This is a genomic window from Microvirga roseola, assembly GCF_020866965.1.
Lineage (GTDB): Bacteria > Pseudomonadota > Alphaproteobacteria > Rhizobiales > Beijerinckiaceae > Microvirga > Microvirga roseola.
This window is the reverse complement of the sequence record NZ_JAJATX010000005.1, coordinates 146054-170064: the sequence shown is the minus strand read 5'-3', so window position 1 is coordinate 170064 and position 24011 is coordinate 146054. Positions and strand designations below refer to the sequence as shown.

Below are 24011 nucleotides of genomic sequence, written 5' to 3'. Positions count from 1 at the left end.
ACCGAGTAGCCGGCCTTGTTCAGCGCCTGCTGGATCTGACGGGTGCCAGCCGTGCTGACATAGATCTGGGTCCCCTGCGACTGGCTCTGTTCCTGAGCCACGCGCTGACCCTGCTGGCCGCCCTGGGCCTGACCGGCCGAGGTGCCCTGCTGGCCGCCGGAGCCGCCGCTGGAGCCCTGCGCATGAGCCTGGCCAACGGCGAGGAAACCGGCCAGAGCCGTCGTGAGAAGCAGTTGTTTGGTCAACATCGACTTGATCTCCATCCATCGAATTGGGAACAATCGCCGGGTTCGGAGCCGGCCGAAGCCCTGTCCGAACGCAGCGATGATCTCTCCTGAGAACGGGGCCGGCACCGCATCGCGATGTCTCAAAACCCACTGCAATCGAACCCCATCAGGAACGAATAGGTTCAAGCGTGAGCACAAATAGAGTGCCTCTGTGTCTGACGCCGTACCAATTCCGCCGGCTTGGCTGCGCGTGCACGATCCATCGTCGCGCGCTGCACGACTGCGCGGGTGTACAATGGTCCTGAAGGGCCCGCGTGCGGATAAGACGTCGGTCCGCCCGCTACCGGACGGTGGGTTCGTCCCGAACGGCATCCTCGCCGGGGATCTCCGTTTCCTCGCCCAGCGTCTGCCGAACCCAAAGCTTCTTCACCAGGACGGACAATGTGACGGCGAGCGGAACGGCGAGAAAGATGCCGACCAGCCCGAAGAGCAGCCCGAAGATGAGGATCGCGAAGAGCGCCAGAACCGGCGGCAGCGATACCGCACGCCTCTGGATGTAGGGCGTGATGACATTCCCCTCGAGCTGCTGGATCACGAGGACGGCGCCGAGAGTCCACAGCACCGTCTCCAGGTTCATGACGAGCGCGAAGATCACCGCCGGAATCGCGCCGAGGATAGGGCCGAGAAATGGGACGAAGTTGGTCACGCCCGCGATGAGACCGAGCGCTACGGGTGAGGGCAATCCGATCCACCAATAGGCCAGACCTGAAACGACCCCGACGATGGCCATGGTGATGAGCTGTCCGGCGAACCAGAGACGCAGCGCGTTGCCGGCCAGATCCATGGCATCGAAAATGCGCTCGTGCTGGCTCGGCGGAAGCAGTTTCACGGTGCCGCGGCGGTAGAGTTTCGGATCGGCGGCCAGGTAGATCGCCGCCACGATGACCAAGGCCAGGTTGGCCAAGGCGCCGATGATGTTATAGCCGAACCCTGCCGCCTGCGAGAGGGTGCTGAGGTTCGATCTCCCGGCGATGGCCTCTTCGATCTGTTGCGTCGCGCTGGCGACGCCGAACCGTTCTCCGACCGCGTCGATCGCTTCCGGCAGCATATTGATGAGCTGCGTGACCTGTCCGCTGATCTGGGATCCGAAGAGAATGAAGAAGCCGGCGAGAAGCAGGGCGACCAGGATCGTGGCGGTCATGAGCGACCATTTCTGCGAGACCGGCGTGTAGCGTGCGATCAGGTCGGCGAACGCGCTCAAGAGAACGGCGAGCAGGATCGCCGCGAAGATGAGCGGCAGGACCGCCGCTGTGAGCCATAGGAAATAGCCGAGCCCGATCAGGATCAGGGTGATCAGGCCGCGCCGGAAGAAATCCCAGTCCCGGCTGAAATATCGATCATTGAGCGCCGCGCGCCTGGCATCGGGCATCGTGCGGGGCAGGCCGTGGGTCTCGCCGGGGTCAGCCAAAGCCTTAACCTCATCCATCATCCTTGTCTGAAACGCCGTGGGAGAATGGATGTTCGCAAAAAAGGCCAAGCTTTTTTCGTTAGCCGACGCAGTGGCCGTGCCTCCGTCCGACCGGGCGGTGCGAGAGGCTGGCCCAATGGAGTTATCGCCCGGATTTGCAACGGAATTTTGCGGCGGCCGTTGTCAATCTAGAGCGACGCCCAATAACTTTGCACAGTTCGCATTCGTTGAATGGGGACGCTTGCGATCGGATGCGGGACCGACCTGCTCCCAGCCGCTTGGCCGGGCCGGGTGAATGACACTGAAGGATGATCATGGACAAAGACCTTGAACAGAAGATCCGTGACCGGGCTTACGAGCTTTGGATGCAGAACGGATGCCTCCCTGGCCGTGATGAGGAATACTGGCTGCAGGCCGAGCACGAGCTCCGGGGGCAGTCCGATGTCCAGACGGAGAGCGACGTGGGCGGCGGAACGGCCAGCGATGTCGGATCCTATCCTCTTCAGGAGGGGCAGGAGAGCGGGGCGCAGGCTCCGGTGGACATGGGCCCGGAAGTGATTCCTGGCGCAACGGGCGAGGCGACCGAAACGACCGAGACGCAGGCCACCCCTGAGGAGACGGCTCCTGCTCCTGCCGCAAAGCAGCGCAGGAAGCGCAGCACGGCGGCGAAGCCCGAGGAGAGCGGCGAGCCCGCAACGACGACCGGTGGCGCCACGAAGCGCAGGCGGACGACCCGGACCTCCTCATAAGGGCGGCGGCGACAAGAGCCTTCGCCCGGTCGCAGGTGCAAGGCTTTCGGGGCAAAAGGGTCGATGAAGCGGGGACGGGCGGCGAGCGCCCGGGCCGGCTTTCAGTATCGGCTTTGCATGCAGCCTCTCCTGTTGTGAGGATCCCGTTTTGGCTATTCCAAGTGCAGCCCCCGGACCTCTCTCTCGCCACACGATGGCGTATATTCTCGCAGGAGGGCGCGGCAGTCGCCTGATGGAGCTGACGGATGTCCGCGCCAAGCCCGCGGTCTATTTCGGCGGCAATGCCCGGATCATCGACTTCGCCCTGTCGAATGCGCTGAATTCCGGCATCCGGCGGATCGGGGTGGCGACGCAGTACAAGGCCCACAGCCTCATCCGCCACCTGCAACGGGGGTGGAACTTCTTCCGCCCCGAGCGCAACGAGAGCTTCGACTTTCTGCCGGCGAGCCAGCGCGTCTCCGAGACCATGTGGTACGAGGGGACGGCCGACGCGGTCTTCCAGAACATCGACATCATCGCGAGCGCCGATCCGGAATACATCATCATTCTTGCAGGCGACCACGTCTACAAGATGGATTACGAGGTCATGCTGCGGCAGCATGTCGACAGCGGCGCGGACGTGACCGTCGGGTGTCTCGAGGTTCCGCGCATGGAGGCTGTCGGTTTCGGCGTGATGGCGGTGGACGAGACGGACCGGATCGTCTCCTTCCTGGAGAAGCCCGCCGATCCTCCCGGCATGCCCGGCAATCCCGACATGGCTCTTGCAAGTATGGGGATCTACGTCTTCAACACCCGCTTTCTGTTCGACCAGTTGCGACGGGATGCGGCGACGCCCGGCTCGCACCGCGACTTCGGCAAGGACATCATTCCCTATCTCGTGGAGCACGGAAAGGCGGTTGCGCACCGGTTCACGCACTCCTGCGTCCGCTCGCGCACCCAGACCCATTCCTACTGGCGGGATGTCGGCACGGTCGACGCCTATTGGGAAGCCAATATCGACCTGACGGCGACCGTGCCCGAGCTCGATCTCTACGATCGGGACTGGCCGATCTGGAGCTTCGCCGAAATGGTGCCGCCGGCGAAGTTCGTCCACAACGATGACGGACGGCGCGGACAGGCCATCAACTCGCTCGTGGCCGGCGGCAGCATCGTGTCGGGAGCGACCTTGCGCCGGTCGCTCGTCTTTACCGGCGTGCACATTCATTCCTATGCGGAGATCGACGGCGCGGTCATCCTGCCCTATGTCGACATCGGCCGCTCGGCGCGGCTGAGGAACGTAGTAATCGACCGTGGTGTACGCATTCCGGCAGGGCTGGTGGTCGGCGAGGATCCCGAACGGGATGCCCAGCGCTTCCGCCGCACCGAGCGGGGAATCTGCCTCATCACGCAGCCGATGATCGACAGGTTGGTGGGATGAGGCCTCTGAATGTCCTGTCCGTCACGTCGGAAATCTATCCCATCATCAAGACAGGCGGACTGGCGGATGTGGCCGGAGCCCTGCCGGGTGCGCTCGCAAGAGAGGGTGTGAGCGTCGTCACCCTCGTTCCCGGTTATCCCGCGGTGCTCAACGCTCTGGAGCACGGACAGGTCGTCCACCGCTACGGCAACCTGCATGGCGGATCGGTCCAGCTCCTGAGAGGAAGGGCAGGGGCGCTCGATCTCTTCGTCATCGATGCGCCGCACCTCTTCGAGAGACCCGGCTCGCCCTATGTGGCTCCCGACGGCCAGGACTGGCCGGACAATACGCGGCGCTTCGCAACGCTCGGCCGCATCGCCGCCGATCTCGGGCACGGCCTTGCGCCCGGTTTCATGCCGGACGTCATTCATGCGCATGACTGGCAGGCGGGGCTGGCGCCGGCCTATCTGCACTTTTCGGGCAGGCCCCGCCCGGGCATCGTGATGACGGTGCACAACATCGCCTTCCAGGGCGCCTTTCCGGCTTATCTTCTCTCGGAGCTGGGTCTTCCGTCCGAGGCCTTCACCATCGACGGCGTCGAATACTACGGACAGATCGGGTTCCTGAAAGCGGGCCTGCAGCTCAGCGACCGCATCACGACGGTCTCGCCGACCTACGCAAGAGAGATACAGAGGGCGGAAGGTGGGATGGGGCTCGACGGTCTCTTCAGGGCAAGATCCGGGATCGTCTCGGGTATCCTCAACGGGATCGACGACGCGGTTTGGAATCCCGCCACGGATCCGCATCTCGCCGCTCCTTTCGACGGGGATCGTCTCGATGCACGTGCGGCCAACAAGGAAGCACTGCAGGTCCGCCTCGGTCTGAGGCCCGACCCCGACGCTCTTCTCTTCGGCGTGGTCAGCCGCCTGTCGGAGCAGAAAGGGCTCGACCTCCTTCTCGACGCCCTGCCTGTCATGCTGGAGGACGGGGCGCAGCTGGCGCTGCTCGGCGCAGGCGACCGGAGGCTCGAGGACGGATTTCGTGCGGCGAGCGAAGCTTTCCCGGGCCAGGTCGGATGCGCCTTCGGTTATGACGAGGCGCTGGCCCATCAGATCCAGGGCGGAAGCGACGCGCTCCTGGTGCCGTCCCGCTTCGAGCCATGTGGGCTGACGCAACTCTGCGCCATGCGCTACGGCAACGTGCCGGTGGTCTCCCGCGTCGGCGGGCTCAGCGATACGGTGATCGATGCGAACGAAGCGGCGCTGGCCGCGGGTGTCGCAACGGGTGTCCAGTTCTCTCCCGTCGATGCCGCTTCCCTCACCCACGCCATCGCGCGGGTGAAGGAACTCTGGCCGGACATCGACGCTTGGCGCGGTCTGCAGCGCAACGGCATGGCGACGGACGTGAGCTGGAGCCGGCCGGCGCGGCAGTATGCCAGTCTCTACCGCGCCTGCGCCCATGTTGGGTCATGAGGGGGAGGGCTGAGCGCCGCGCCTTCTCTCCGGCTTGAGCTGGAACAGCTGCAGAGATTTCTCCACCGCAGGATATTCCTTGCCGAACGCGAACTCCTCCGGCTCGTCCTGGTCGGGATTGTTCGTGTCGACAAGGCACATCCAGGACGAGCCGCCGACGACCTCCGGCAGCTTGCACTTCACCGTCTCGTCATGGGCGTTGAGGATCAGGAGCAGGGTAAGATCCGTGCCGCGCCTGCGGATGCCGGTGGGCTGGGCGCGTCCGTCGAACAGGATGCTGATGCAGCGGGCATGCGGGTTCTGCCAGTGCTCGGGCGTCATCTCGTCGCCTGCAGGAGTGAGCCAGGTCACGTCCTTGACGTCCAGCTCCTCGTTGTACTGCCCCGACAGGAAGCGTCCCCTGCGCAGGATAGGGAGGGACTGGCGCAGCCTGATGAGCTTGCGCGTGAAGTCGAGAAGCTCCGCACTCTCGCCGTTGATCCCGAGCCAGTCGATCCAGGAGATTTCATTGTCCTGAGCATAGGCGTTGTTGTTGCCCCTCTGGGTCCGGGCGAACTCATCGCCGGCCAGCAGCATGGGCGTGCCCTGCGAGAACAGCAAGGTCGCCAGCATGTTGCGCATCTGGCGATAGCGGATGTCGTGGATCTCGGAATCGTCCGTCGGTCCCTCGACGCCGTAATTGAACGAGAGGTTATGGTCGTGTCCGTCCTTGTTGTTCTCTCCGTTCGCCTTGTTGTGCTTCTCGTTGTAGGAAACGAGATCGTTGAGGGTGAAGCCGTCATGGGCCGTCACGAAGTTGACGGAGGCCCAGGGTTTGCGACCGCGCTTGTTGAAGATATCGGCCGAGGCGGTGAGCCGCGTCGCCAGTTCCGGCAGCTTGCCCTCGTCTCCCTTCCAATAGGCGCGGACCGTATCGCGATAGCGGTCGTTCCACTCGGCCCAGCCGGGCGAGAACCGGCCGACCTGATAGCCGCCGGGCCCGCAATCCCACGGCTCGGCGATGAGCTTGACCCCGCTGAGCGCCGGATCCTGCCGCACGGCGTCCAGGAACCGGCCGTCCTCGTCGAAACCGTGCGGCTCGCGGCCCAGGATCGTGGCGAGGTCGAAGCGGAAGCCGTCGATATGGACCTCCTGCGCCCAGTAGCGCAGGCTGTCGGTGACCATCTGCAGCACGCGGGTGTGGCTGAGATTGACCGTGTTCCCCGTGCCCGTATCGTTGACGTAGTAGCGCGGATCGGGAGCGAGACGGTAATAAGACGCGTTGTCGATGCCCCGGAAAGACAGGGTCGGCCCAAGCTCATTGCCTTCGGCGGTGTGGTTGTAGACCACGTCCAGGATCACCTCGATGCCGGCTTCGTGGAAATGGTTCACCATCTCCTTCACCTCGTTCACGAACGGGGTCGCCAGATAGCGCGGCTGGGGCGCGAAGAAGCCGATGGTATTGTAGCCCCAATAGTTCCTGAGCTTCTTCTCGATGAGGTAGCTGTCGTCTACGAAGGCGTGGATGGGGAGGAGCTCGATCGCGGTGACGCCAAGATTCTTGATGTACTCGATCACCTCATGGTGCATGAGGCCGGAGAAGGTGCCGCGCATCTCCTTGGGCACGGCGGGATGCTGCATGGTGAACCCGCGCAGGTGCGCCTCGTAGACGATGGTCTTTTCCCACGCAGTCCGGGGCCGGCGCTCGTGCCCCCAGGTGAAGGCCGACTCGACCACGCGGCATTTGGGCATGAAGACCGCGCTGTCCCTCTTGTCGAAGGACAGGTCGGCATCGGGCGAGCCGATGGTGTAGCCGAAAAGGGCAGGGTTCCAGGTGAGGTCGCCGATCAGCTGCCTTGCATAGGGGTCGAGCAGGAGCTTGTTGGGATTGAAGCGGTGACCGGCCCTGGGATCGTAGGGTCCGTAAACCCGATAGCCATACGTCGTGCCGGGGCGCGCATCGGGCAGATAGCCGTGCCAGACCTCGTCCGTGTACTCGGGCAGTTCGATCCGCTCCAGCTCGCGCTTGCCCTCCTGGTCGAAGAGGCAGAGCTCGACCTTCGTGGCGTTGGCGGAGAAGAGCGCAAAGTTGACTCCGAGTCCGTCCCATGTGGCGCCGAGAGGGTAGGGCAATCCTTCCCGTATCCGGGACCGGTGCCTGACTGAGGGCGACACGACCTCGCCAGCGGGAATTCGAGTGTCTGTTGTATCGTTCATTATGGATCTCGGAGCGAAAAGGGTCATTGCTTCAACGCGCGAATGGCCGGGAAAGTCCCAACCAAGCGGGGCTATATCTTTCGGCGGATTATCCTCCTTTTCCGGAGAGTCTCAGCACGGCGAAGGGCAGGGGCGCCAGGAGATCGCCTGCTGGTATTCCGGCGTCCGCAACATCGATCCTGCGGCCGTCGAGGATATTCCGCCAGCGGCCCTCGGGGAGGGCAATGGTGGTATCGCTCCAGATGGCGCTGTCGAACGCCGCCTCGCCCTCGCCGGTAAGCCCCGCCCAGAGGCGCGGAACGAGGACGGCGAGCGCATCCGGACCGTTTCTCCTGACGAAGGCGACGAGATGGGATGCCTTGTCACCGCGGATGTCGACGGTTTCGTAATCGCCCTCCGCATAGAGGGCGGGCGCATCGGCGCGGTCGTGCAGGAGCTTCGAGAGGATGCTCTGTTTGATGCGGCCGCTGCGCCAATCCGCGAACGGGATTGCGGAGCTCACGTCCTTGTCGAGAGCCTTCATGCGCGCGGCATAGTCGACGGGACGGCGGTTGTCCGGGTCGACGAGGGAGAAGTCCCAGAACTCGGTGCCCTGGTAGATGTCCGGCACGCCCGGCAAGGTCAGCTTGAGGACCGTGCGCGACAGGCCGTTCAGCATGCCGAGGAACGAGAGGCGCTGCGCGAAGGGGCGGATGCGCGCGATGATGGGGCTCTTCGCATCGAGGATCGTGCGCAGAAGGCCGAGGGCGGCGTTCTCATAAGCCTCGTTCGGCGCAACCCAGTTCGTATGCCGCTTTGCCTCCCGCAGGGCCTTGGTGACGTAGCCTTCCATCCTTTCGCGGAAGGATGTCAGTTGATCGGCATCCGCTTCCTCCAGCAGTTCCAGAGGCCAGGCGCCGAGGAGGGCCTGGAGCAGGATCACCTGATCGTTGGCATCGGGAGCGGGCGCCCCTTCGACCTTCGAAAGGTGAGGGGTCACGGCCTCCCGCCAGAGATCGAGCGCCTGCGCCCATTCATCCGGAACTTCGGACAGGGCGATCAGGCGCGCGCGCGCATCCTCGCCGCGCTTGGTGTCGTGGGTGGCCGTGGCGATCATCGCGTGAGGCCAGTCCCGCGCCCGTTCCTGGTTCATCTCGTGAAAGGCTGCCAGCGGGATGCCGAAATGTCCCGGATCGCCGCCGACCTCGTTGAGGGCGATCAGGCGGCCATAGCGGTAGAACAGGGTATCCTCCAGGCTCTTTGCCATCACGGGCCCTGTCAGCTGCTGGAAGCGACGGCGGAAGCGGCGAAGATCCGCTTCGCCGGCTTTCCCGATGCGGCCGAGGAGCGCCGCCGCGATGAAGTCGTGCACCGTGGTGTCGGGAAGGGAGCTCTCCCGTTTGGCATGCTCCACCGTGTCCTCGATGAGGCGGATGTCCTCAGGATCCGGTTCTCCGGCCCTGAGATAGCTGCGATAGACCGGAAAGGCCGCGATGATGTCGACGAGCGCCCGGCGCAGAGCGAAGACGGTATAGTCCCGCGTGCGGCGGTCGGCATCCGCGATGGTCTTGATGTCCGAGGCGAGCACTTCCAGCTCGCTTGCGAAGTTCTTTTCGGTGATCTCGATCTTTGCATCCTTCAGGAGGGCCTCGTAGGATCCTGAAAGGCCAGAGCGCTCCCGGTAGATGCGCTCGAAGGCCTCTCCTGAATCCGTGTCGACGAGGACGCCGTCGATCAGGTTGAGCGTGTCGTATCCCGATGTGCCGGCGACCGGCCAGGGGCGCAGCTTCTCGCCCGGCTCCAGGATCTTCTCTACCACGACATAGAAGCCGGGCCCAACCCTCTGCTGCAGGGCGCGGGAATAGTCCTCCGGATCGGCAAGGCCGTCGATGTGGTCGATGCGGAGCCCATGGATGAGCCCCTCGTCGACGAGACGGAAGATGAGCTCGTGCGTCCGCTCGAAGATCTCCGGAATCTCGACCCGGATTCCGGCCAGGCTGTTGATGTCGAAGAAGCGACGGTAGTTGATGTCGCTCGACGCCACCCGCCAATAGGCCGGGCGATAGGCTTGAGCCTCGATGAGGCGGTGCAGCGCATTGAAGCTGTCCGGCGCCCCAGGCGCACCGTTGATGGTTTTGGGCGCCCTGTCGATGGCCTGCTTCACGGCAGCTGTGTGGACTGCGGCTTCGGCCAGCGCGCGCTTGAGGCTCTCGGCCTCGCTTGGATCGCTCAGGCTCCGGAAGCGCTCGGCGAGCGCGATGAACGCATCGTGCTTCGCCGGGTCGCTCAAGGAGGCGATGGCCCGATCGAGGATCGCCGCGTAGTTCGTCGGGCAGATCGGGAAGCGGTGCTCCCAATGCCAGACGCTGAAGCTGCCCTCGTCCTCGTTGAAGGTGAGCTTGAGTTCGCCGTCTTCCAGAGCCTGCCCGTAGAGCTTGCCGAGGAAGGGCACGATGAGCTTGCCGCCCGCGCCGGGGCGCTCCCAGTCGATATCGAAGGCATCCGCAACGGGCGAGAGCCTGCCCCATTCGAGCACGGAGAGCCACCAGTCGTTGTCCTTGCCGCCGACGCCCATGTGGTTCGGCACGATGTCGAGCACGAGGCGCAGCCCGTGCGCTTTCATGGCCTCTGCGAGACGCCGGAAACCCTCCTCGCCGCCGAGCTCCGGATTGATGACGGAATGGTCCACGATATCGTAGCCGTGGGTCGATCCTGGGCTCGCCGCCTGGATCGGCGAGGAGTAGACGTGGCTGATGCCGAGTTCTGCGAGATACGGCACGATCCCGACCGCATCGTCGAAGGTGAAGTCCTTGTGGAACTGCAGCCGGTAGGTGGCCCGGGGCGGCGGCGCGGCAAGCGCGGTCGCACGGGAGCGGGCATCCCGTCCTTCCTCCGCCATGACGACGGCAAGGCGGGCCATGAGGCTGCCCGGCGCGGTGATGGACTCGACGGTGTTGGAGAGCCGCCGCCGCCAGTTGGGATGGCCCACATCCATGCCCGGCAGGTTCGGCTGGTTCAGTTCGCCCGACGCATCCTCGATCTGCAGCCCGGCGAGAGCGGATCGCGTCCGCGCCAGGTAGCGCATGGCCTCCTCGAGAGGCGGCTCCTCCGGCGCTCCGGGCGAGGGGAGAAGATTTTCTTCCGCGAGCGCCTGCGCGAAGTGGCGCCGGTCGGCCATGCGCGCGGCGTGCTCGCGGGCGGCGGTTTCGGGGTCGAAGATGCCGAAGGTCTGCCGCAGGTCGACATCGAGCCCGCGCCACCAGCCCACGAAAGTCGGCAGGTCATGGGTGGTGAAGACGGCAAGCGCCGAGCGCGGATAATCTTCCGGCTTCTTGAAGGCGGCTTCTTCGCGCTCGAAGGGGAGGACCCGGTAGCTGAGGATGCCGGCTTCCATGATCGCATCCGAGAAGCCCTCCGGTCCGGTGCCGAGATCCTCGCCGATGACGAGGCAGCGGTTGCGGTGGCTCTCCACGCGCAGCACCGCCAGCATCGCCTCGAACGGATAATCGATATAGGCGCCCTGTGAGGCCGGAGCCCCGGAAGGGATTAGGAACAAGCGCTGGAGCTGGAAGGCGTGATCGATGCGGATCGCGCCCGCATGGCGCATGTTGGCCGTGACGAGATCGCGGAAGGCCGCCAGGCCCTGCTCTTCGAGGGTGAGCGGATTGAAGGGCGGCAATCCCCAATCCTGTCCCTGCGGCCCGAGCGGATCGGGCGGAGCGCCGACGGAGAGGGTGGGAGCGAAACGGTCGGGCGTCGCCCAGATTTCCGAGCCGCCGCTATCCGCGCCCACCGCCAGATCGCGGTAGAGCCCGACCGGCATGCCGGCTGCGCGCGCCCGCTCCGCGGCGTCCTCGAACTGGCAATCGGCCAGCCATTGCAGCCAGGCATGAAAGGCGACGCGCTCCGACTTCTCCGCGCTCAGGCGGCGGACCTCGTCCGACTTCGCATCGCGGTACGCTTCCGGCCACTCGCCGAGCCAGTGCCTTCCCTGCTCGCGGAAATGCTCGGACAGCATCTCGAAGGTGGCGTGGGCCTCCAGAGCCTCTCCGCATTCCTGCCTGAAGGCTTCGAATGCGGCATGATCTCCTGTCTCGCGGAAATGACTCCACAAGGCATCGAGAAGCGGGCGCTTGAGCGCCCACACGGCGGCATAGTCGATGAGCTGCGAGGATTTCAGGCGCGCAAGGCGCTGCTGCATGTCCGGCTCGTCGAGAAGCCGCGCTGCGCCGCTCTCGGCAAAGCCCTTCACGGCGGCCGGGTCGATGTAGAGCGGCTCGAGGAACAGGCGTGAGGACGGGGAATAGGGTGAGATTTTCGAGCGGTCCGACGTGAAGAGCGCATGGGCGGGGCTCAGGCCCAGGAATGCGCCTCCGAGCGCGCCGACGCCTTCGGCCGCGAGGGCAACATCCGTGTAGTCGCCGATCCCGTAATCATCCTCCGATCGCAGGGAATAGATCTGGGCCGTCGTGCCCCACAGCCGGGCTCCCCGTTCCAGGCTCTCCGGCTGCCAGCACTTCGCCGGAGCCGCGATGACAGTGGCCTGAACCTCGCCGATGCGCAGCCAGTGATAGCCCATGGGCAGGGCAGGGATCTCAAGAGCAGATGCCCCCTTCGCGAGACGCCCCTCATGCGTCGCGCCGTTCTCCTCGGCCAGATGCCACGCGACCGGCCCCGGCGAGTTCCTGAGCCGGATCTTTCCGGGCTGCTCCGCTTCGACGGGAATGACCGCCGGCACGGCGCCGCCTTTGAGCTGCTCCAGCCTGGCCAGGCTGTCCTGAGCCGCGCTCTCCGTCTCGATATCGAGCCCTAACCCGGCGAGCAGGGCGCGCCGGGTCTCGGGGGTGATCTGGACGCTTTTGCCGAAGGCATCGGTGTAGCTTGAGGAAATTCCGACGAGGGCCGCCATGCGCTCCAGAAGCGCGTTGAGCTCGCTCATGCGGAATCCCCTTTCAGGATCGTCCCCGACCAGGAGGGAAGCTGCAGGTCCGCGCCGCTCCTGATGGCGTCCGGGCTCGACCAGAGGGCGCGCATGCTCTCGTCGATGGTTCTGGTCATGGTGTCATTGCCGAAATTCGCGAGCAGGCGGAGCGTGCCCGCCTCGAATGTCCAGGTGATGTCGAGTGTGCCCTCGGGCGAGACCTCGCGCTGCGAGCCGCGATAGGGGCTTGCGATCAGCGGCACGATTTCCGCCCGGCGCAGGTCGAGCAGGCGGCGGGTCTCCGACAGGACGTTCCGATACGGCGGGCGCTCGGCCTCCGACCAGTCGATCTTCGAGCGCTCGAAAGTGGCACGGTCGGTGGGATCGGGAATGCGCTGGGACGCTTCAGGATCCGAAAAGGCCTTGAACTTCTTGAACTCGCCCCGCCGTCCCTCGCGCACGGCCTTGGCGAGGTCGGGCTCGCTTTCGAAGTCGACGAAGAACTGGAACGGGGATGAGGCCGCCCATTCCTCTCCCATGAAGAGCAGCGGGATCTGCGGGGCGAGGATGAAAAGCCCCCGGGCCAGGCTCAACCGCTCCGGCGGAACGAGATCGGACAGGCGCTCGCCGAAGGCGCGGTTGCCGATCTGGTCGTGGTTCTGGAGGAAGGCGACAAAGGCCGTGGGCGGCAGATGACCCGAGGGCTCTCCGCGGGGAGTGCCGCCCTTGTGCGGGACCGGATCGCCCTGATAGGCGAAGCCCTCCGCCAGCGACCGGCCGAGATGTTCGAGAGGCCGGTTCGCATAGTCCTTGTAGTAGCCTTCGTTCTCGCCGGTCAGGAGAGCGTGCCACGAATTATGGATGTCGTCGGCCCATTGCGCGGTGTGCAGAGGCGGATGGCCGTTCGGACCGCGGCCGAGCCAGCGCGCCTGGTTGGCCTCGTTCTCCAGCACGAGATGGATATGGCGGTCGGGAAAGGCCTCGCGGAGACGGGTCGCCAGCTCCTGGATGAAATGGGGCGTGCTGTCGTCCTGGATCGCATGGACCGCATCGAAGCGGAGCCCGTCGAAATGGTATTCCTCGAGCCAGTAGAGCGCATTGTGGATGAAGAAGTCGCGCACCACGCGACTGCCCTCGCCATCCACGTTGATGCCTGCGCCCCAGGGCGTCGGGTGGCGTGCCGTAAAGAAGGGCTCGGCATAGGCGTGGAGATAATTCCCCGACGGACCGAAATGGTTGTAGACCACGTCGAGGAAGACCATGAGGCCAAGCTCGTGCGCCCGCTCCACGAGCCGCTTCAGATCCTCCGGCGTGCCGTAGGAGGCATCCGGCGCATAGGGCAGGACCCCGTCATAGCCCCAGTTCCGCCGGCCCGGGAATTCGGCGAGCGGCATCAGCTCGATGGCCGTAATCCCGATCTCGCGCAGGGTTTCGAGTTTCCGCATCAGGCCCGCATAGGTGCCCTCGGGCGTCGCCGAGCCGACATGCACCTCATACAGAACGGTTTCTTCCCACGGCCGTCCGCGCCAGTCGGTATCGGACCATTCATATGCATCGGGCTGGACCACGAGGCTCAAACCATGCACGTCGTCCGGCTGGAAACGGGAGGCCGGGTCAGGCACCGTGAGATTGCCGTCGATCCTGTAGCCGTAGCGGCTTCCGGCTCGCGCCTCCTCCGCCACGAGACGATACCAGCCGTCACGGTCCGCCGGCATGGATCGCTCGGTTCCGTCGAGAACGAGGCGGACCTCCTTCGCGGTTGGAGCCCACAGGGCGAAGCGTGTCCCTTCGGCCGTCGACTCAGCCCCGAAGGGCATCGGGTGAAATCGCCTCATCGGATCTCCACAGGTTCGGAAAGGCCCTAACGAACGGTCTTCCTGGCAAAAGGTTCGACCAGGGCCGCCGTTTGATTGTCTCAGCCGTATCAGGTGAGATTATCGAGGCCGGTGCTGCGGCAAGTCCGCCGGGGCGAAAAATTTCGAGCTTCTTTGTGGAACATCCTCGTTCCCGGGGAGTTATGGGCGGGACTCACCCCTGGCGCGGGAGTCAACTGGGCAGCGCGCCTTCGTGTCAAAATGTTGGAACCCCATCATCCGGAAGCCGTTTCGGCTCGCCTGAAACTGTCGCCTGTCGAGCGGCGAAATAACTCTCATTTCATTTCCCTCAAGACACAGCGGTCCATTCTTTTCGTCACGTCCGAGATCGCGGACTACATCAAGGCGGGCGGCCTGGGCGAGGTCTCGGCGGCGCTGCCGAGGGCCCTGCAACAGTATTACGACGTTCGCATCCTGATCCCCGGCTACCGTCAGGTGCTGGCGCAGATCGGGCATGTGGAGGAAATCGCGCGCCTGCCCGCGAGCGCCGGCATTCCCGAATGCGGACTCGGGCGGACGATCACGAAGGACGGGCTGACGGTCTATGTCCTCCTGTGTCCCGAACTCTACGACCGGGACGGCTCGCCCTATGTCGATGAATTCGGCGCCGACTGGAGCGACAACGACATCCGCTTCGCGCGTCTGGGCCTTGCCGCCGCCGACATCGCCTGCGGCACGGCCGATCCGCATTGGCGCGCCGACCTGCTCCACCTCAACGACTGGCCCTCGGGCCTGGCATCGGCCTATCTCGCCTGGCGCGGGCAGCATATCCCGACCATCCTGACGATTCATAATCTGGCCTATCAGGGCCTCTTCGAGCGCGAGCGCCTGTCGCATCTCGGCATTCCCGACGCCGCCTTCCAGATCGAGGGCGTCGAGTTTCACGGCAAGCTCTCGTTCCTCAAGGCGGGGATCTACTATTCGTCCCACATCACGACGGTGAGCTCTACCTATGCTAAGGAGATCACCACGCCGGAATCCGGTTGCGGGCTGGACGGGCTCTTGCGCACCCGCGCCGAGGAAGGACGTCTCGACGGCATTCTCAACGGCATCGACAAGAGCTGGGACCCGAGCACGGACCCATCCCTCGTGAGTCCCTTCACCGCCGACAACTGGTGGGGCAAGCGCGCCAACGCCAACCATGTCCGCCAGAGCTTCGGACTGGCGCTGTCGCGCGGGCCGCTCTTTGCGGTCGTCTCCCGCCTCGTCCACCAGAAGGGCGTTGATCTCGCGATCTCGGCCGCTGAGACCATCGTCTCGCAGGGCGGCCAGATCGTCATCACCGGGCGCGGCGAGGCCAGGTTCGAGCGGGCATTGCAGGCTCTCGCGGAGCGGCATCCGGGCTCCGTCGGCGTCAGGATCGGTTTCGACGAGGTCGATGCGCGCCGCATGTATGCAGGCAGCGACTTCCTGCTCATGCCCTCGCGTTTTGAGCCCTGTGGCCTCAGCCAGATGTATGCGCAGCGCTTCGGGTCACTGCCCATCGCCCACAGGACAGGCGGTCTCGCGGACACCATCGAGGACGGCGTCACCGGCTTCCTCTTCGGCGAGCCCTGCGTTCATCGCTTCCGGGATGCCATCAAGCGGGGGCTCGAGACCTTCCGCTCCCGCTCGCGGCTGGCAGCCATGCGCCGCGCCGCCATGAGCCGCCCCCACGGCTGGGAGCGGTCCGCCTTCAAGTACAAGGAGGTCTACGACCGCGCCTGCCACATTGCCGCGGCGGTGCAGGCCTGAGCGCTTCGACTCAGGCACCGTCCGGCAGGAGCACGACAAGGCCCTCGTCCGGGCGAAGCTGGAGTTCCGATCCGATCACCTCGTCCTCACGGTCGAGATGCGTCGAGAGCAGCACTCGTCCCTGCGGCGCATGATCCGGTAATGGAACGCTCCGAGGCTCGTGGCCGAAATTCATGGCCACGAGAAGCCGCTCCGTTCTGTGCCGCCGTTCATAGGCCAGAACATCGCCCTGGGTGCCCAGCGGGACGTAGTCGCCGACGCTGAGCGCCCGGTGGAGACGCCGAAACTCAAGGAGCCGCCGGTAGAGCGTGAGGATCGATGTCGGATCCTTCGACAGGGCTTCGACATTGCAGGTCCGGTAGTCGGAGGGCAGGGGAAGCCAGGGCTCGCCGGTGGTGAAGCCCGCCTTGGCGGTGCCGTCCCACTGCATGGGCGTGCGCTCCGGATCGCGGCCGAGCCCGAGACCGGGCTCGTTCTTCTCCCAAGGATCCTGGACGGCTTCCGGCGGGATCTCGACCTTTCCGATGCCCAATTCGTCGCCGTAATACATCGTCGGCGTGCCCCGGAGCGTCAGGAGTAGCATGGCGGCGACGCGCGCCTGGGCGGTTCCTACGCGGGCGCCGATGCGCGGCTGGTCGTGGTTGCCGAGAACCCAGTTGGGCCATCCGCCTTCCGGCAGGCGCTCTTCGTATTCGTCGATGAGCGCGGCGATCTCGCGGGTGTTCCAGGCGGTGTGGACGAGCTGGAAGTTGAACGGCAGATGCGCGCCTGACAGGTCCTGCCCGTAATAGGCGACGAGGCGTTCCAGGGGCAGGTAGATCTCGCCGATCAGCACCCGTTCCTCGTGTTCCTCCAGGACCTTTCGCATTTCGGCGATCACATCGTGCACCTCCGGCTGGTCTGCGGAATAGACCTGGAGGAAGCGGTTGATCTCGGCCTGGCTCGGCTGATAGCCGGGATTGGGCGGGTTGTCCCGGAACTGTTCATCCTTGATGAGATGCCAGATCACATCGACTCGGAAGCCGTCCACGCCCCGGTCGAGCCAGAAACGCAGGGTGTCGTACATGGCGGCGCGCACTTCCGGGTTGCGCCAGTTCAGGTCCGGCTGCTCCTTCAGGAAGGCGTGGTAGAAATACTGGCCCGTGGCCTCGTCCCACTCCCAGGCCGAACCGCCGAAATTGCTGATCCAGTTGTTCGGCGGCGACCCGTCGGGTTTCGCATCGCGCCAGATGTACCAGTCCCGTTTCGGATTGTTGCGCGAGGAGCGACTCTCCAGAAACCAGGGGTGCTGGNCCGCCGAAATTGCTGATCCAGTTGTTCGGCGGCGACCCGTCGGGTTTCGCATCGCGCCAGATGTACCAGTCCCGTTTCGGATTGTTGCGCGAGGAGCGACTCTCCAGAAACCAGGGGTGCTGGTCCGAGGTGTGGTTCGGCACGAAATCCAGGATCAGCTTGAGGCCTCTGGCATGGACCTCCGCGATCAGGCGGTCGAAATCCTCCATCGTGCCGAAGATCGGCTCGATGCCGCAGTAGTTCGCCACGTCATAGCCGAAATCGGCCATGGGCGACGGGTAGATCGGCGAGACCCAAACCGCGTCGATGCCGAGCTGCACGAGATAGTCGAGGCGTTGCCGGATCCCGTTCAGGTCGCCGATGCCGTCGCCATTGGTGTCCTGGAAGGAGCGCGGATAGATCTGGTACACGATACCGCGCTTCCACCATGTGGTCTCGGGCATGAAGAGTGCTCCATTTCGGGGACAGGCCGATATCAGGCGAATTCGAGAGCGGCCGAACGGTTCCGATTCCCGCGCTGCGCGTAGAGGCTGCGGACCATAGCTCCACTCCTTGTCATTCCCGTGAAGAGACTTGCACGCGGCCCGCGGAGAACCATGTCATGGACAGGACTTGCGGCGCGGTGAATCCGCGGGGAGCGGTCGCTCCCTGCAGGCACCGCCAAGCGTCCGGATCGTCGGCTTCGTTGCGAGAACGAGATCAGAATGGGCAATTGGCACTCGATCAAGACGGCGCCGAGGGACGGCACGCCGGTCATCCTCTGGATCGAGGACGATGCGGCCCCGCCAAGCTCGCCCGTCACGATGGGCACGTGGACCTATGATGCCGCCTCGGGCGCCACCTATTGGCGCGTCTTCTCCGCCAAGCTTGGAACGGCGGCATATTTCGACGAGCATGTGCGTGGCTGGATGCCGCTGCCGCATGCAAGCAGCGCCGCTTAGCAGGGCGCCTCAGTCGGGCGCTCCTGAAACCGCAAGCCTTGCCAGCTCGTCCGCCGTCCTGCGCAGGTCGTCCTCGGCATAGTCGCCGACGGCCGCCTGCGGCGGCGATACGTCGGGCTTCGAAAGCTGTCCCCCGTCCTGAAGGGTGTAGGCATATTCGCGGCCTGTCGGGGTGAACACCACCACCAGCTTGTCACCGCGCCGCTCCAGCCGAAAATCGTCCGTCTTGGGAGTGTTCATGAGCTCCTGTCCTTGGTTGTCCGATGCGACAACGCATCAACCCGGGAATTGATCGACAATCCCCTTCATCGCCTTCAATCGGGGAATGTGGAGGAGTTCCAGAAGCCTCCGGAAAGACTCTGAGGAACGACTCCAAATCGCCTGGAAAATGAATCCGGATATGCTCCGGATTCGGAGGAACATGGCTGCTGCTGCTCGGTTGACGTGACGTTTGTAACGGACCGAAGGTAACGCGTCATGGCCGAGACAACGACCGATCACGACACCATCCGGAAATGGGCGGAGAGCAAGGGCAGCAAGCCGGCGGCAGTGAAGCGCACCCACAAGGGTGACGATGTCGGGATTATCCGGATCATGTTCCCGGACAATCCGCAATCCGAGCACGACGCCCTGACGGAAATTTCCTGGGACGAGTTTTTCGAGCAGTTCGAGGAGAGCAAGCTCGCCCTGCTGTACGAGAAGGACGGCTTGTTCAGCAAGATTGTGGGCCGAGACACTGTTGAGCGCAGGGAGCACGGCGATCATAAGGCTGCGCGGTAATCCGCGCAGCTCAAGCCCCTCGCGCTCCGACTTCCAACTCTCTCTTGCGGCCGCCGGAGCACGGGCTCCGGCGCGTGAGAACTCGTCCGTAAGGCAGCTGCATGTTTGTCCTGGATGATCCTCTGAGCGGAATGTCTCCACTCTCGCATTTGCTGGTTGCGCCGCGGGGGCGCGCCGCGCTCATCGCAGCTCATCCCGATGACGAGACGATCGGCGTCGGCGGACACCTTGCTTCAATCCCCGACATCAGCATCCTGACCGTTACGGACGGGGCTCCCGCGGATCTCGCGGACAGTCGGGCCGCAGGCTGCGCGAGCAGGGCGGATTATGCAGCGCTGCGCCGCCGTGAGATGATTGCGGCCATGGCTGTGGCGGGAATTGGTGAAGAGCGGCTCGAATGCTTCGGCATCGGAGACCAGCAGGCCTCTTTCGAAATGACGGCTCTCGCGCATCGGCTTGCCGATTGGATGAGCGACCGCGGCATCTGTCTCGTGATGACCCATCCCTACGAGATGGGTCATCCGGACCATGATGCCGTGGCCTTCGCCGTGCATGCGGCCGCCGCTCTCCTGGCGAGAGATGGCCAGGAGCCGCCGCGAGTGGTCGAGTTCGCATCCTATCACAGGGGTGGGGGCGGAGAGCTGGCGACAGGCCTGTTCGCATCCGGAGCGGATCCGGGCGAAAGCATCGTGCTGCGTGCCGAGGCGCAGACGGTGAAGAGGCGCATGCTGGAGGTCTATCGCAGCCAGCAGCGCACCCTGGCGCCCTTCGGTGTCGATGCCGAGCGGTTTCGCCTGGCGCCGAGCTACTGCTTTACTGCGCCGCCGCACGATAACGGCGCTTATTTCGATTCATTCGCGTGGGGCATGCGCTCGGACAGGTGGCTCGGGCTTGCTGCGGATGCCCTCGACAGCTTGGGGCTGCGCTGATGCTGAGGGTTCTGAGCGTTGCCTTTCCCCTTGCCGCCGTCAGTCCCGACACCGTCGGCGGCGCAGAGCAGGTCTTGAGCTTCCTCGATCGGAGCCTGGTGGAGGCTGGGCATGGATCCTTCGTCGTCGCCTGCGAGGGATCGCAGGTCGAGGGAACCCTGGTCCCCGTGCCGGTCCTGAAGGGCCCGCTCGGCCCCGAGGCCTGGCGGCAGGCTCACGCAAACCACCGGCAGGCCATTGCCACGGCGCTCGACCGCTACAGCATCGACCTCGTTCACCTGCACGGCATTGACTTCTCCTGCTATCTGCCGCCGCCTGGAGCGCCCGCTCTCGCAACGCTTCACCTGCCGCCGTCCTGGTATCCGCCCGAAGCGCTCATGCCCGAGCGGCCAAGGACGTGGCTGCATTGCGTCTCTGCGTCCCAGCAACGGGCTTGCCCGCATGGCCGCAACCTGCTGCCTCCCATCGAGAACGGCGTCCCGGTCGATGAACTGTCCGTCGTTCGCCACGCCAAAAGGGATTTTTCTCTCGCCCTCGGCCGCGTCTGCCCGGAGAAGGGCTATCACATCGCTCTCGATGCGGCTCACCGGGCCGGGCGCCCGCTGCTGATCGGCGGTAAGGTCTATGAATATGACGAACACCGCCGCTACTTTGAGCGGGAAATCGTGCCGAGGCTCGACGGTCGCGGGCGCTTCCTGGGGCCGCTCGGCTTTACCCGCAAGCGGCGTCTGCTCTCCGCTGCACGCTGTCTCGTCGTTCCGAGCCTGGCGCAGGAAACCAGTTCGCTTGTGGCCATGGAGGCGCTTGCCTGCGGAACGCCGGTCGTGGCGCTGCCCAACGGCGCACTCGCCGACATCGTCGAACATGGCCGCACCGGTTTCCTCGTGCGCGACGAGCGCGAGATGGCAGACGCCATCAAGGCGGCCGGCGACCTCGATCCCGAGGCTTGCCGCGAGGTGGCGCGCCGCCGTTTCTCGCTGCAGCAGACCGCGGAGCGGTACATGGACACGTACCGATGGCTGGCCGGGCAATGAAGGTGGATATCCTCTCCGATCCCGCCGGCCTCGAGGAGGAATGGTGGGATCTCTGGCATCGCGATCCCGCCGCATCCGCTTTCCAGAGCCCGGCATGGCTCGTGCCGTGGCGCGGGCAGTTCAGCGAAGGCGAAAGCCGTATCCTGGCTTTGCGGGATCAGGGAAGACTGATGGGCCTCCTGCCCCTGTTCAGGCGCGAGGGGCGGCTGCTCCCATGGGGCGCCGGCACTTCCGACCGCCTCGACGGCATCTTCGATCCTGAACTGGAGCTTGCGCAGGTGTCCCGCGGCCTGGCTGAGCTCGGCGAGCCTCTCGACCTGTTTCAGCTTCGTTCCGGTTCGCTGCTGCTCGAGGCGAAGTTACCGGACGGATGGACGGAAACTCGCGGCCACAGCGAGCCGTGCGTGGAGATGACCCTGCCGGCCGAACTGCCGCGAAACATGGCTCAGAACCTGCGCTACTACCGCCGCCGGGCCGACAGGACCGGCATCGCTGAGGCGGAGCGCGCCGGTCCTGACATTCTCGACGAACTCGTGGAGCTGCATACCCGTCGGTGGCTGAGCCGCGAGGAGCCCGGCGTTCTGGCCGATCCCCGTGTCCTCGCCTGGCATCGCGAAGCGCTGCCGGCGCTTCAGGCGGCCGGTCTCCTGCGCCTTTATGCGCTCAGGCTTCATGGAAGGATCGTGGCGGCGCTCTATGTCCTACTCTCGAAGCAGCGCGCCTGCTACTATATCGGCGGCTTCGATCCGGACTTCGAACGCCTGGGGCTCGGGACCGTGCTGGTCGGCCATGCCATTGCGGAGGCCGAACGGGAGGAGGGACGCGTCTTCGATTTCCTCCGCGGTCAGGAGCCCTACAAATACCGCTGGGGCGCGGCCGATACGCCGACCTTCGCCCGCATTCTCCATCCACCCGGGAGGTAGAACGATGAAGCGCCCCATCGGCATACGCTGGACCATCGGCGACGTCTCATTGCCCGGATTCGAGGCGCTGCGCCTGTCCCTCTGGGGCGCGCGCCGGGTCTTCGGCCCCGATGCGCAACTGTTGGTCTGCGTGAATACGGTGTCTGTCGAGGAAGCCCAGCATCGTACCGGGAGCGTGCCGGACGGCGTCGAGTGGCGCATTGCAAGTGCTGACGACATGCCGGGCTTTCTCCAGCACTACCTCGACGGCTCCATGGCCGAGGGCGTCGCTTGGAAGCTCGCGCCCCTGCGCCTGTTTCCCGACCGATACGAGATCTCGCTCGACAACGACTGCATCCTCTGGGACATGCCCGAGGCGATCCGCGCCTGGCTCGACGAGAGCGAACCGCGCTGCCTCATCGAGGCCGATATGAAGCTGGCGCACGGCGCCTTCACGGACCTTACGCGGCCAGAGCCGCGGAACACCGGAATTCGCGGATTGCCGCCGGGCTACGATCTAGGGGCGGCCCTGCTGCGGGTGCTGGAGCGCCACTCCGTGCCGCTGCGCTCCGAGTTGGACGAGCAGGGATTGCAGGTCGTCGCGCTCGATCTTGATCGGGAAGCCCATGTGGTCACCACGGACGAGGTCACGATCTGCTCACCCTTCTGGCCCCACCAGCCCTATCTCGGCAGGACCGGTGCGCATTTCGTCGGGTTGAACGCCCGCAACCTGCCATGGAGCTATTATGATCGTCCGGCGACCGAATGCGTGCTGGAGAACTGGCAGCAGCATCGGGCCGAGATGTACGGCAGGGTCGGACTGCCCGTACCGGAGTAGCCGCCATGGACGACCCGGGCGCGTGCCGCCGCTTCAAGGCGACCATCGAAGTGCTCGTCCGCCCCTGCCTCGAACGGGATCTCCCGGCGCTCGAATGGATGGGGCTCTACACGCGCCAGCGCGACATCATCCGCGAGGCCTTCAATGCCCAGGAGCGCGGTGACGCACTGCTTCTGCTGGGCGTGAGCGCTGGATTTCCCGTCGGACAGGTCTGGATCGACTTCGCCCGCAAGAGGGCCGAGGGAATCGCCTATCTCTGGGCCGTTCGCACCTTCTATCCCCTGCAGGGAAGCGGCATCGGGCGGCACATGATGGATGCCGCCGAGGCGGCCTTGCGGGAGCGCGGGATTGTCCGGGCTGAGCTTGGCGTCGAGCGCGACAACGACAGCGCACTCCGGTTTTACGAGAAGCTCGGCTGGAGGGTGGTTGGACCTTTGCAGGAACGATTCTCCTATCGAAGCGATGGCAGCGAGGCGGCCATCGAGCATCTCGACCAGTGGCTCATGGCCAAGCCAATCCTGTAGCCGGTTATGTGCGTTAGCGTACCGTCTTTCAATACAGTCTCGGACCTTGTGAGGAACGGTGCCGCATGCGGTCTGTTCGCCTCATGGGCGATGAGGGATGCCCGTTCCGCGGCCTCCCACCACAGCAAAGGGATGAGTGATCATGAGGAATGAAATGCTCGCCGGGCTGCTGGCGACGGTCCTGTCCGCAGGAATTCTCTCCAGTTCGGGCCATGCCCAAACCGATGCGGCACAGGCGGAGTGCGACCGGCTGATCAATGTCCTGGAGCAGAGGCCGCCGGCTGAAGCGTTCGATGCGCTGCAGCAGATGCAGGTCTATCGCCAGGGCAACCAGTATCAGGCCTGCATCGAAACGGCTCAGGCCATGCAGAACGGAGCCGGGTCGCAGGGCGGCCTCCAGGCCGAGCGCATAACCGGCATGGATGTCCTCAACGAGAACGGCGTGCAGATCGGCGAAGTCGACGGCCTCGTCCGCGGCAACGATCAGAGGACCTACGCCTTCGTGACCTACCGCGGACCGCGCTGGCCCGGCAACAAGCAGGTTGCGCTGCCGGTCGAGAACATGACGCTGCAATCCGGCAATCTCATAGTCTTCGGCATCGGTGAAGATGAGCTTCGCAACATGCCTTCGGTCAATCAGGACGGCCGGACGTACACGGTTCTGAGCGGCAGCGAGATGGTGAATATCCAGCGCTCCGGCGGTTCTCCGACCGAGACGGGCACCGTCGAGAGCCAGCAGTGACGGAACGAAGGA

General features: G+C 64.9%; 17 protein-coding genes and 2 pseudogenes. 12 read left to right on the top strand and 7 right to left on the bottom strand.

The window, feature by feature from the left end:
* Both LG661_RS05740 and LG661_RS05735 read right to left on the bottom strand, forming a co-directional pair.
* Positions 1–248 (bottom strand): annotated as a pseudogene (locus tag LG661_RS05740) (hypothetical protein); the annotation flags it as partial.
* Between the two features lie 319 nt (positions 249–567).
* Positions 568–1695 (bottom strand): AI-2E family transporter, encoded by a 1128-nt coding sequence (locus LG661_RS05735; RefSeq protein WP_230530916.1) that lies wholly within the window; start codon positions 1693–1695, stop codon positions 568–570.
* A 314-nt stretch (positions 1696–2009) separates the two neighbouring features.
* On the opposite strand from LG661_RS05735, the gene LG661_RS05730 reads away from it, so the two are divergent.
* The 3 genes from LG661_RS05730 to glgA (LG661_RS05720) all read left to right on the top strand — a co-directional run bounded on the left by LG661_RS05730 (position 2010) and on the right by glgA (LG661_RS05720) (position 5312).
* Complete coding sequence (locus LG661_RS05730) at positions 2010–2444, top strand: DUF2934 domain-containing protein (protein WP_230530915.1); 435 nt, start codon at positions 2010–2012, stop codon at positions 2442–2444.
* Between the two features lie 154 nt (positions 2445–2598).
* Entirely contained in the window at positions 2599–3861 is a 1263-nt protein-coding gene (gene glgC, locus LG661_RS05725; RefSeq protein ID WP_268995433.1) for a glucose-1-phosphate adenylyltransferase, read from the top strand.
* A complete protein-coding gene (gene glgA / locus LG661_RS05720) occupies positions 3858–5312 on the top strand; it encodes a glycogen synthase GlgA (RefSeq protein WP_230530913.1) in 1455 nt (484 codons plus the stop codon). The genes glgC and glgA (LG661_RS05720) overlap by 4 nt, the downstream gene beginning before the upstream one ends.
* Here the strand turns inward: glgA (LG661_RS05720) and glgX are convergent.
* The 3 genes from glgX to treZ all read right to left on the bottom strand — a co-directional run bounded on the left by glgX (position 5307) and on the right by treZ (position 14243).
* Complete coding sequence (gene glgX, locus LG661_RS05715) at positions 5307–7508, bottom strand: glycogen debranching protein GlgX (RefSeq protein ID WP_230530912.1); 2202 nt, start codon at positions 7506–7508, stop codon at positions 5307–5309. The two genes, glgA (LG661_RS05720) and glgX, sit on opposite strands and share 6 nt — an antisense overlap.
* Positions 7509–7596: 88 nt before the next feature.
* Positions 7597–12426 carry a malto-oligosyltrehalose synthase gene (locus LG661_RS05710; RefSeq protein WP_230530911.1) on the bottom strand — a complete coding sequence of 1610 codons (4830 nt, stop codon included), beginning with the start codon at positions 12424–12426 and terminating at the stop codon, positions 7597–7599.
* On the bottom strand, positions 12423–14243 hold the full coding sequence (gene treZ / locus LG661_RS05705) for a malto-oligosyltrehalose trehalohydrolase (RefSeq protein WP_230530910.1): 1821 nt from the start codon (positions 14241–14243) through the stop codon (positions 12423–12425). Before treZ ends, LG661_RS05710 begins: the two co-directional genes overlap by 4 nt.
* Before the next feature lie 240 nt (positions 14244–14483).
* Between treZ and glgA (LG661_RS05700) the strand changes: the two genes are divergently transcribed.
* On the top strand, positions 14484–16016 hold the full coding sequence (glgA, locus tag LG661_RS05700) for a glycogen synthase GlgA (protein WP_230530909.1): 1533 nt from the start codon (positions 14484–14486) through the stop codon (positions 16014–16016).
* A gap of 10 nt (positions 16017–16026) precedes the next feature.
* On the opposite strand, the pseudogene LG661_RS25040 reads toward glgA (LG661_RS05700), so the two are convergent.
* Positions 16027–17752 (bottom strand): annotated as a pseudogene (locus LG661_RS25040) (alpha-amylase family glycosyl hydrolase).
* A 261-nt stretch (positions 17753–18013) separates the two neighbouring features.
* Here LG661_RS25040 and LG661_RS05685 point away from each other — a divergent pair.
* Positions 18014–18250, top strand: a complete 237-nt coding sequence (locus tag LG661_RS05685; RefSeq protein ID WP_230530908.1) for a hypothetical protein — start codon at positions 18014–18016, stop codon at positions 18248–18250.
* A 9-nt stretch (positions 18251–18259) separates the two neighbouring features.
* Here the strand turns inward: LG661_RS05685 and LG661_RS05680 are convergent, their stop codons facing one another.
* Positions 18260–18490: a hypothetical protein gene (locus tag LG661_RS05680; protein ID WP_230530907.1), complete on the bottom strand. Its 231-nt coding sequence runs from the start codon at positions 18488–18490 to the stop codon at positions 18260–18262.
* Between the two features lie 237 nt (positions 18491–18727).
* Here LG661_RS05680 and LG661_RS05675 point away from each other — a divergent pair, with 237 nt between their 5' ends.
* From LG661_RS05675 to LG661_RS05645, 7 genes are all read left to right on the top strand, one after another.
* Complete coding sequence (locus LG661_RS05675; RefSeq protein ID WP_230530906.1) at positions 18728–19030, top strand: hypothetical protein; 303 nt, start codon at positions 18728–18730, stop codon at positions 19028–19030.
* A gap of 131 nt (positions 19031–19161) precedes the next feature.
* Positions 19162–19959, top strand: coding sequence for a PIG-L deacetylase family protein (locus LG661_RS05670; protein ID WP_230530905.1), 798 nt, complete (start codon positions 19162–19164; stop codon positions 19957–19959).
* Positions 19959–20993, top strand: coding sequence for a glycosyltransferase family 4 protein (locus LG661_RS05665; protein WP_230530904.1), 1035 nt, complete (start codon positions 19959–19961; stop codon positions 20991–20993). The genes LG661_RS05670 and LG661_RS05665 overlap by 1 nt, the downstream gene beginning before the upstream one ends.
* On the top strand, positions 20975–21916 hold the full coding sequence (locus LG661_RS05660; protein WP_230530903.1) for a GNAT family N-acetyltransferase: 942 nt from the start codon (positions 20975–20977) through the stop codon (positions 21914–21916). Before LG661_RS05665 ends, LG661_RS05660 begins: the two co-directional genes overlap by 19 nt.
* A gap of 4 nt (positions 21917–21920) precedes the next feature.
* Entirely contained in the window at positions 21921–22733 is an 813-nt protein-coding gene (locus LG661_RS05655) for a hypothetical protein (protein WP_230530902.1), read from the top strand.
* Positions 22734–22738: 5 nt separating this feature from the next.
* Positions 22739–23257, top strand: a complete 519-nt coding sequence (locus tag LG661_RS05650; RefSeq protein ID WP_230530901.1) for a GNAT family N-acetyltransferase — start codon at positions 22739–22741, stop codon at positions 23255–23257.
* A gap of 142 nt (positions 23258–23399) precedes the next feature.
* Entirely contained in the window at positions 23400–23999 is a 600-nt protein-coding gene (locus LG661_RS05645; protein ID WP_230530900.1) for a PRC-barrel domain-containing protein, read from the top strand.
* Positions 24000–24011: the final 12 nt, after the last annotated feature.

What these genes read in the sequence shown, in the direction of transcription:
- LG661_RS05730 (WP_230530915.1), top strand. Translation starts at nt 2,010, where the DNA reads ATGGACAAAGACCTTGAACAGAAGATCCGTGACCGGGCTTACGAGCTT.
- glgA (WP_230530913.1), top strand. Translation starts at nt 3,858, where the DNA reads ATGAGGCCTCTGAATGTCCTGTCCGTCACGTCGGAAATCTATCCCATC.
- glgX (WP_230530912.1), bottom strand. Translation starts at nt 7,508, where the DNA reads ATGAACGATACAACAGACACTCGAATTCCCGCTGGCGAGGTCGTGTCG.
- LG661_RS05710 (WP_230530911.1), bottom strand. Translation starts at nt 12,426, where the DNA reads ATGAGCGAGCTCAACGCGCTTCTGGAGCGCATGGCGGCCCTCGTCGGA.
- treZ (WP_230530910.1), bottom strand. Translation starts at nt 14,243, where the DNA reads ATGAGGCGATTTCACCCGATGCCCTTCGGGGCTGAGTCGACGGCCGAA.
- glgA (WP_230530909.1), top strand. Translation starts at nt 14,484, where the DNA reads ATGTTGGAACCCCATCATCCGGAAGCCGTTTCGGCTCGCCTGAAACTG.
- LG661_RS05685 (WP_230530908.1), top strand. Translation starts at nt 18,014, where the DNA reads ATGGGCAATTGGCACTCGATCAAGACGGCGCCGAGGGACGGCACGCCG.
- LG661_RS05680 (WP_230530907.1), bottom strand. Translation starts at nt 18,490, where the DNA reads ATGAACACTCCCAAGACGGACGATTTTCGGCTGGAGCGGCGCGGTGAC.
- LG661_RS05675 (WP_230530906.1), top strand. Translation starts at nt 18,728, where the DNA reads ATGGCCGAGACAACGACCGATCACGACACCATCCGGAAATGGGCGGAG.
- LG661_RS05670 (WP_230530905.1), top strand. Translation starts at nt 19,162, where the DNA reads ATGTCTCCACTCTCGCATTTGCTGGTTGCGCCGCGGGGGCGCGCCGCG.
- LG661_RS05665 (WP_230530904.1), top strand. Translation starts at nt 19,959, where the DNA reads ATGCTGAGGGTTCTGAGCGTTGCCTTTCCCCTTGCCGCCGTCAGTCCC.
- LG661_RS05660 (WP_230530903.1), top strand. Translation starts at nt 20,975, where the DNA reads ATGGCTGGCCGGGCAATGAAGGTGGATATCCTCTCCGATCCCGCCGGC.
- LG661_RS05655 (WP_230530902.1), top strand. Translation starts at nt 21,921, where the DNA reads ATGAAGCGCCCCATCGGCATACGCTGGACCATCGGCGACGTCTCATTG.
- LG661_RS05650 (WP_230530901.1), top strand. Translation starts at nt 22,739, where the DNA reads ATGGACGACCCGGGCGCGTGCCGCCGCTTCAAGGCGACCATCGAAGTG.
- LG661_RS05645 (WP_230530900.1), top strand. Translation starts at nt 23,400, where the DNA reads ATGAGGAATGAAATGCTCGCCGGGCTGCTGGCGACGGTCCTGTCCGCA.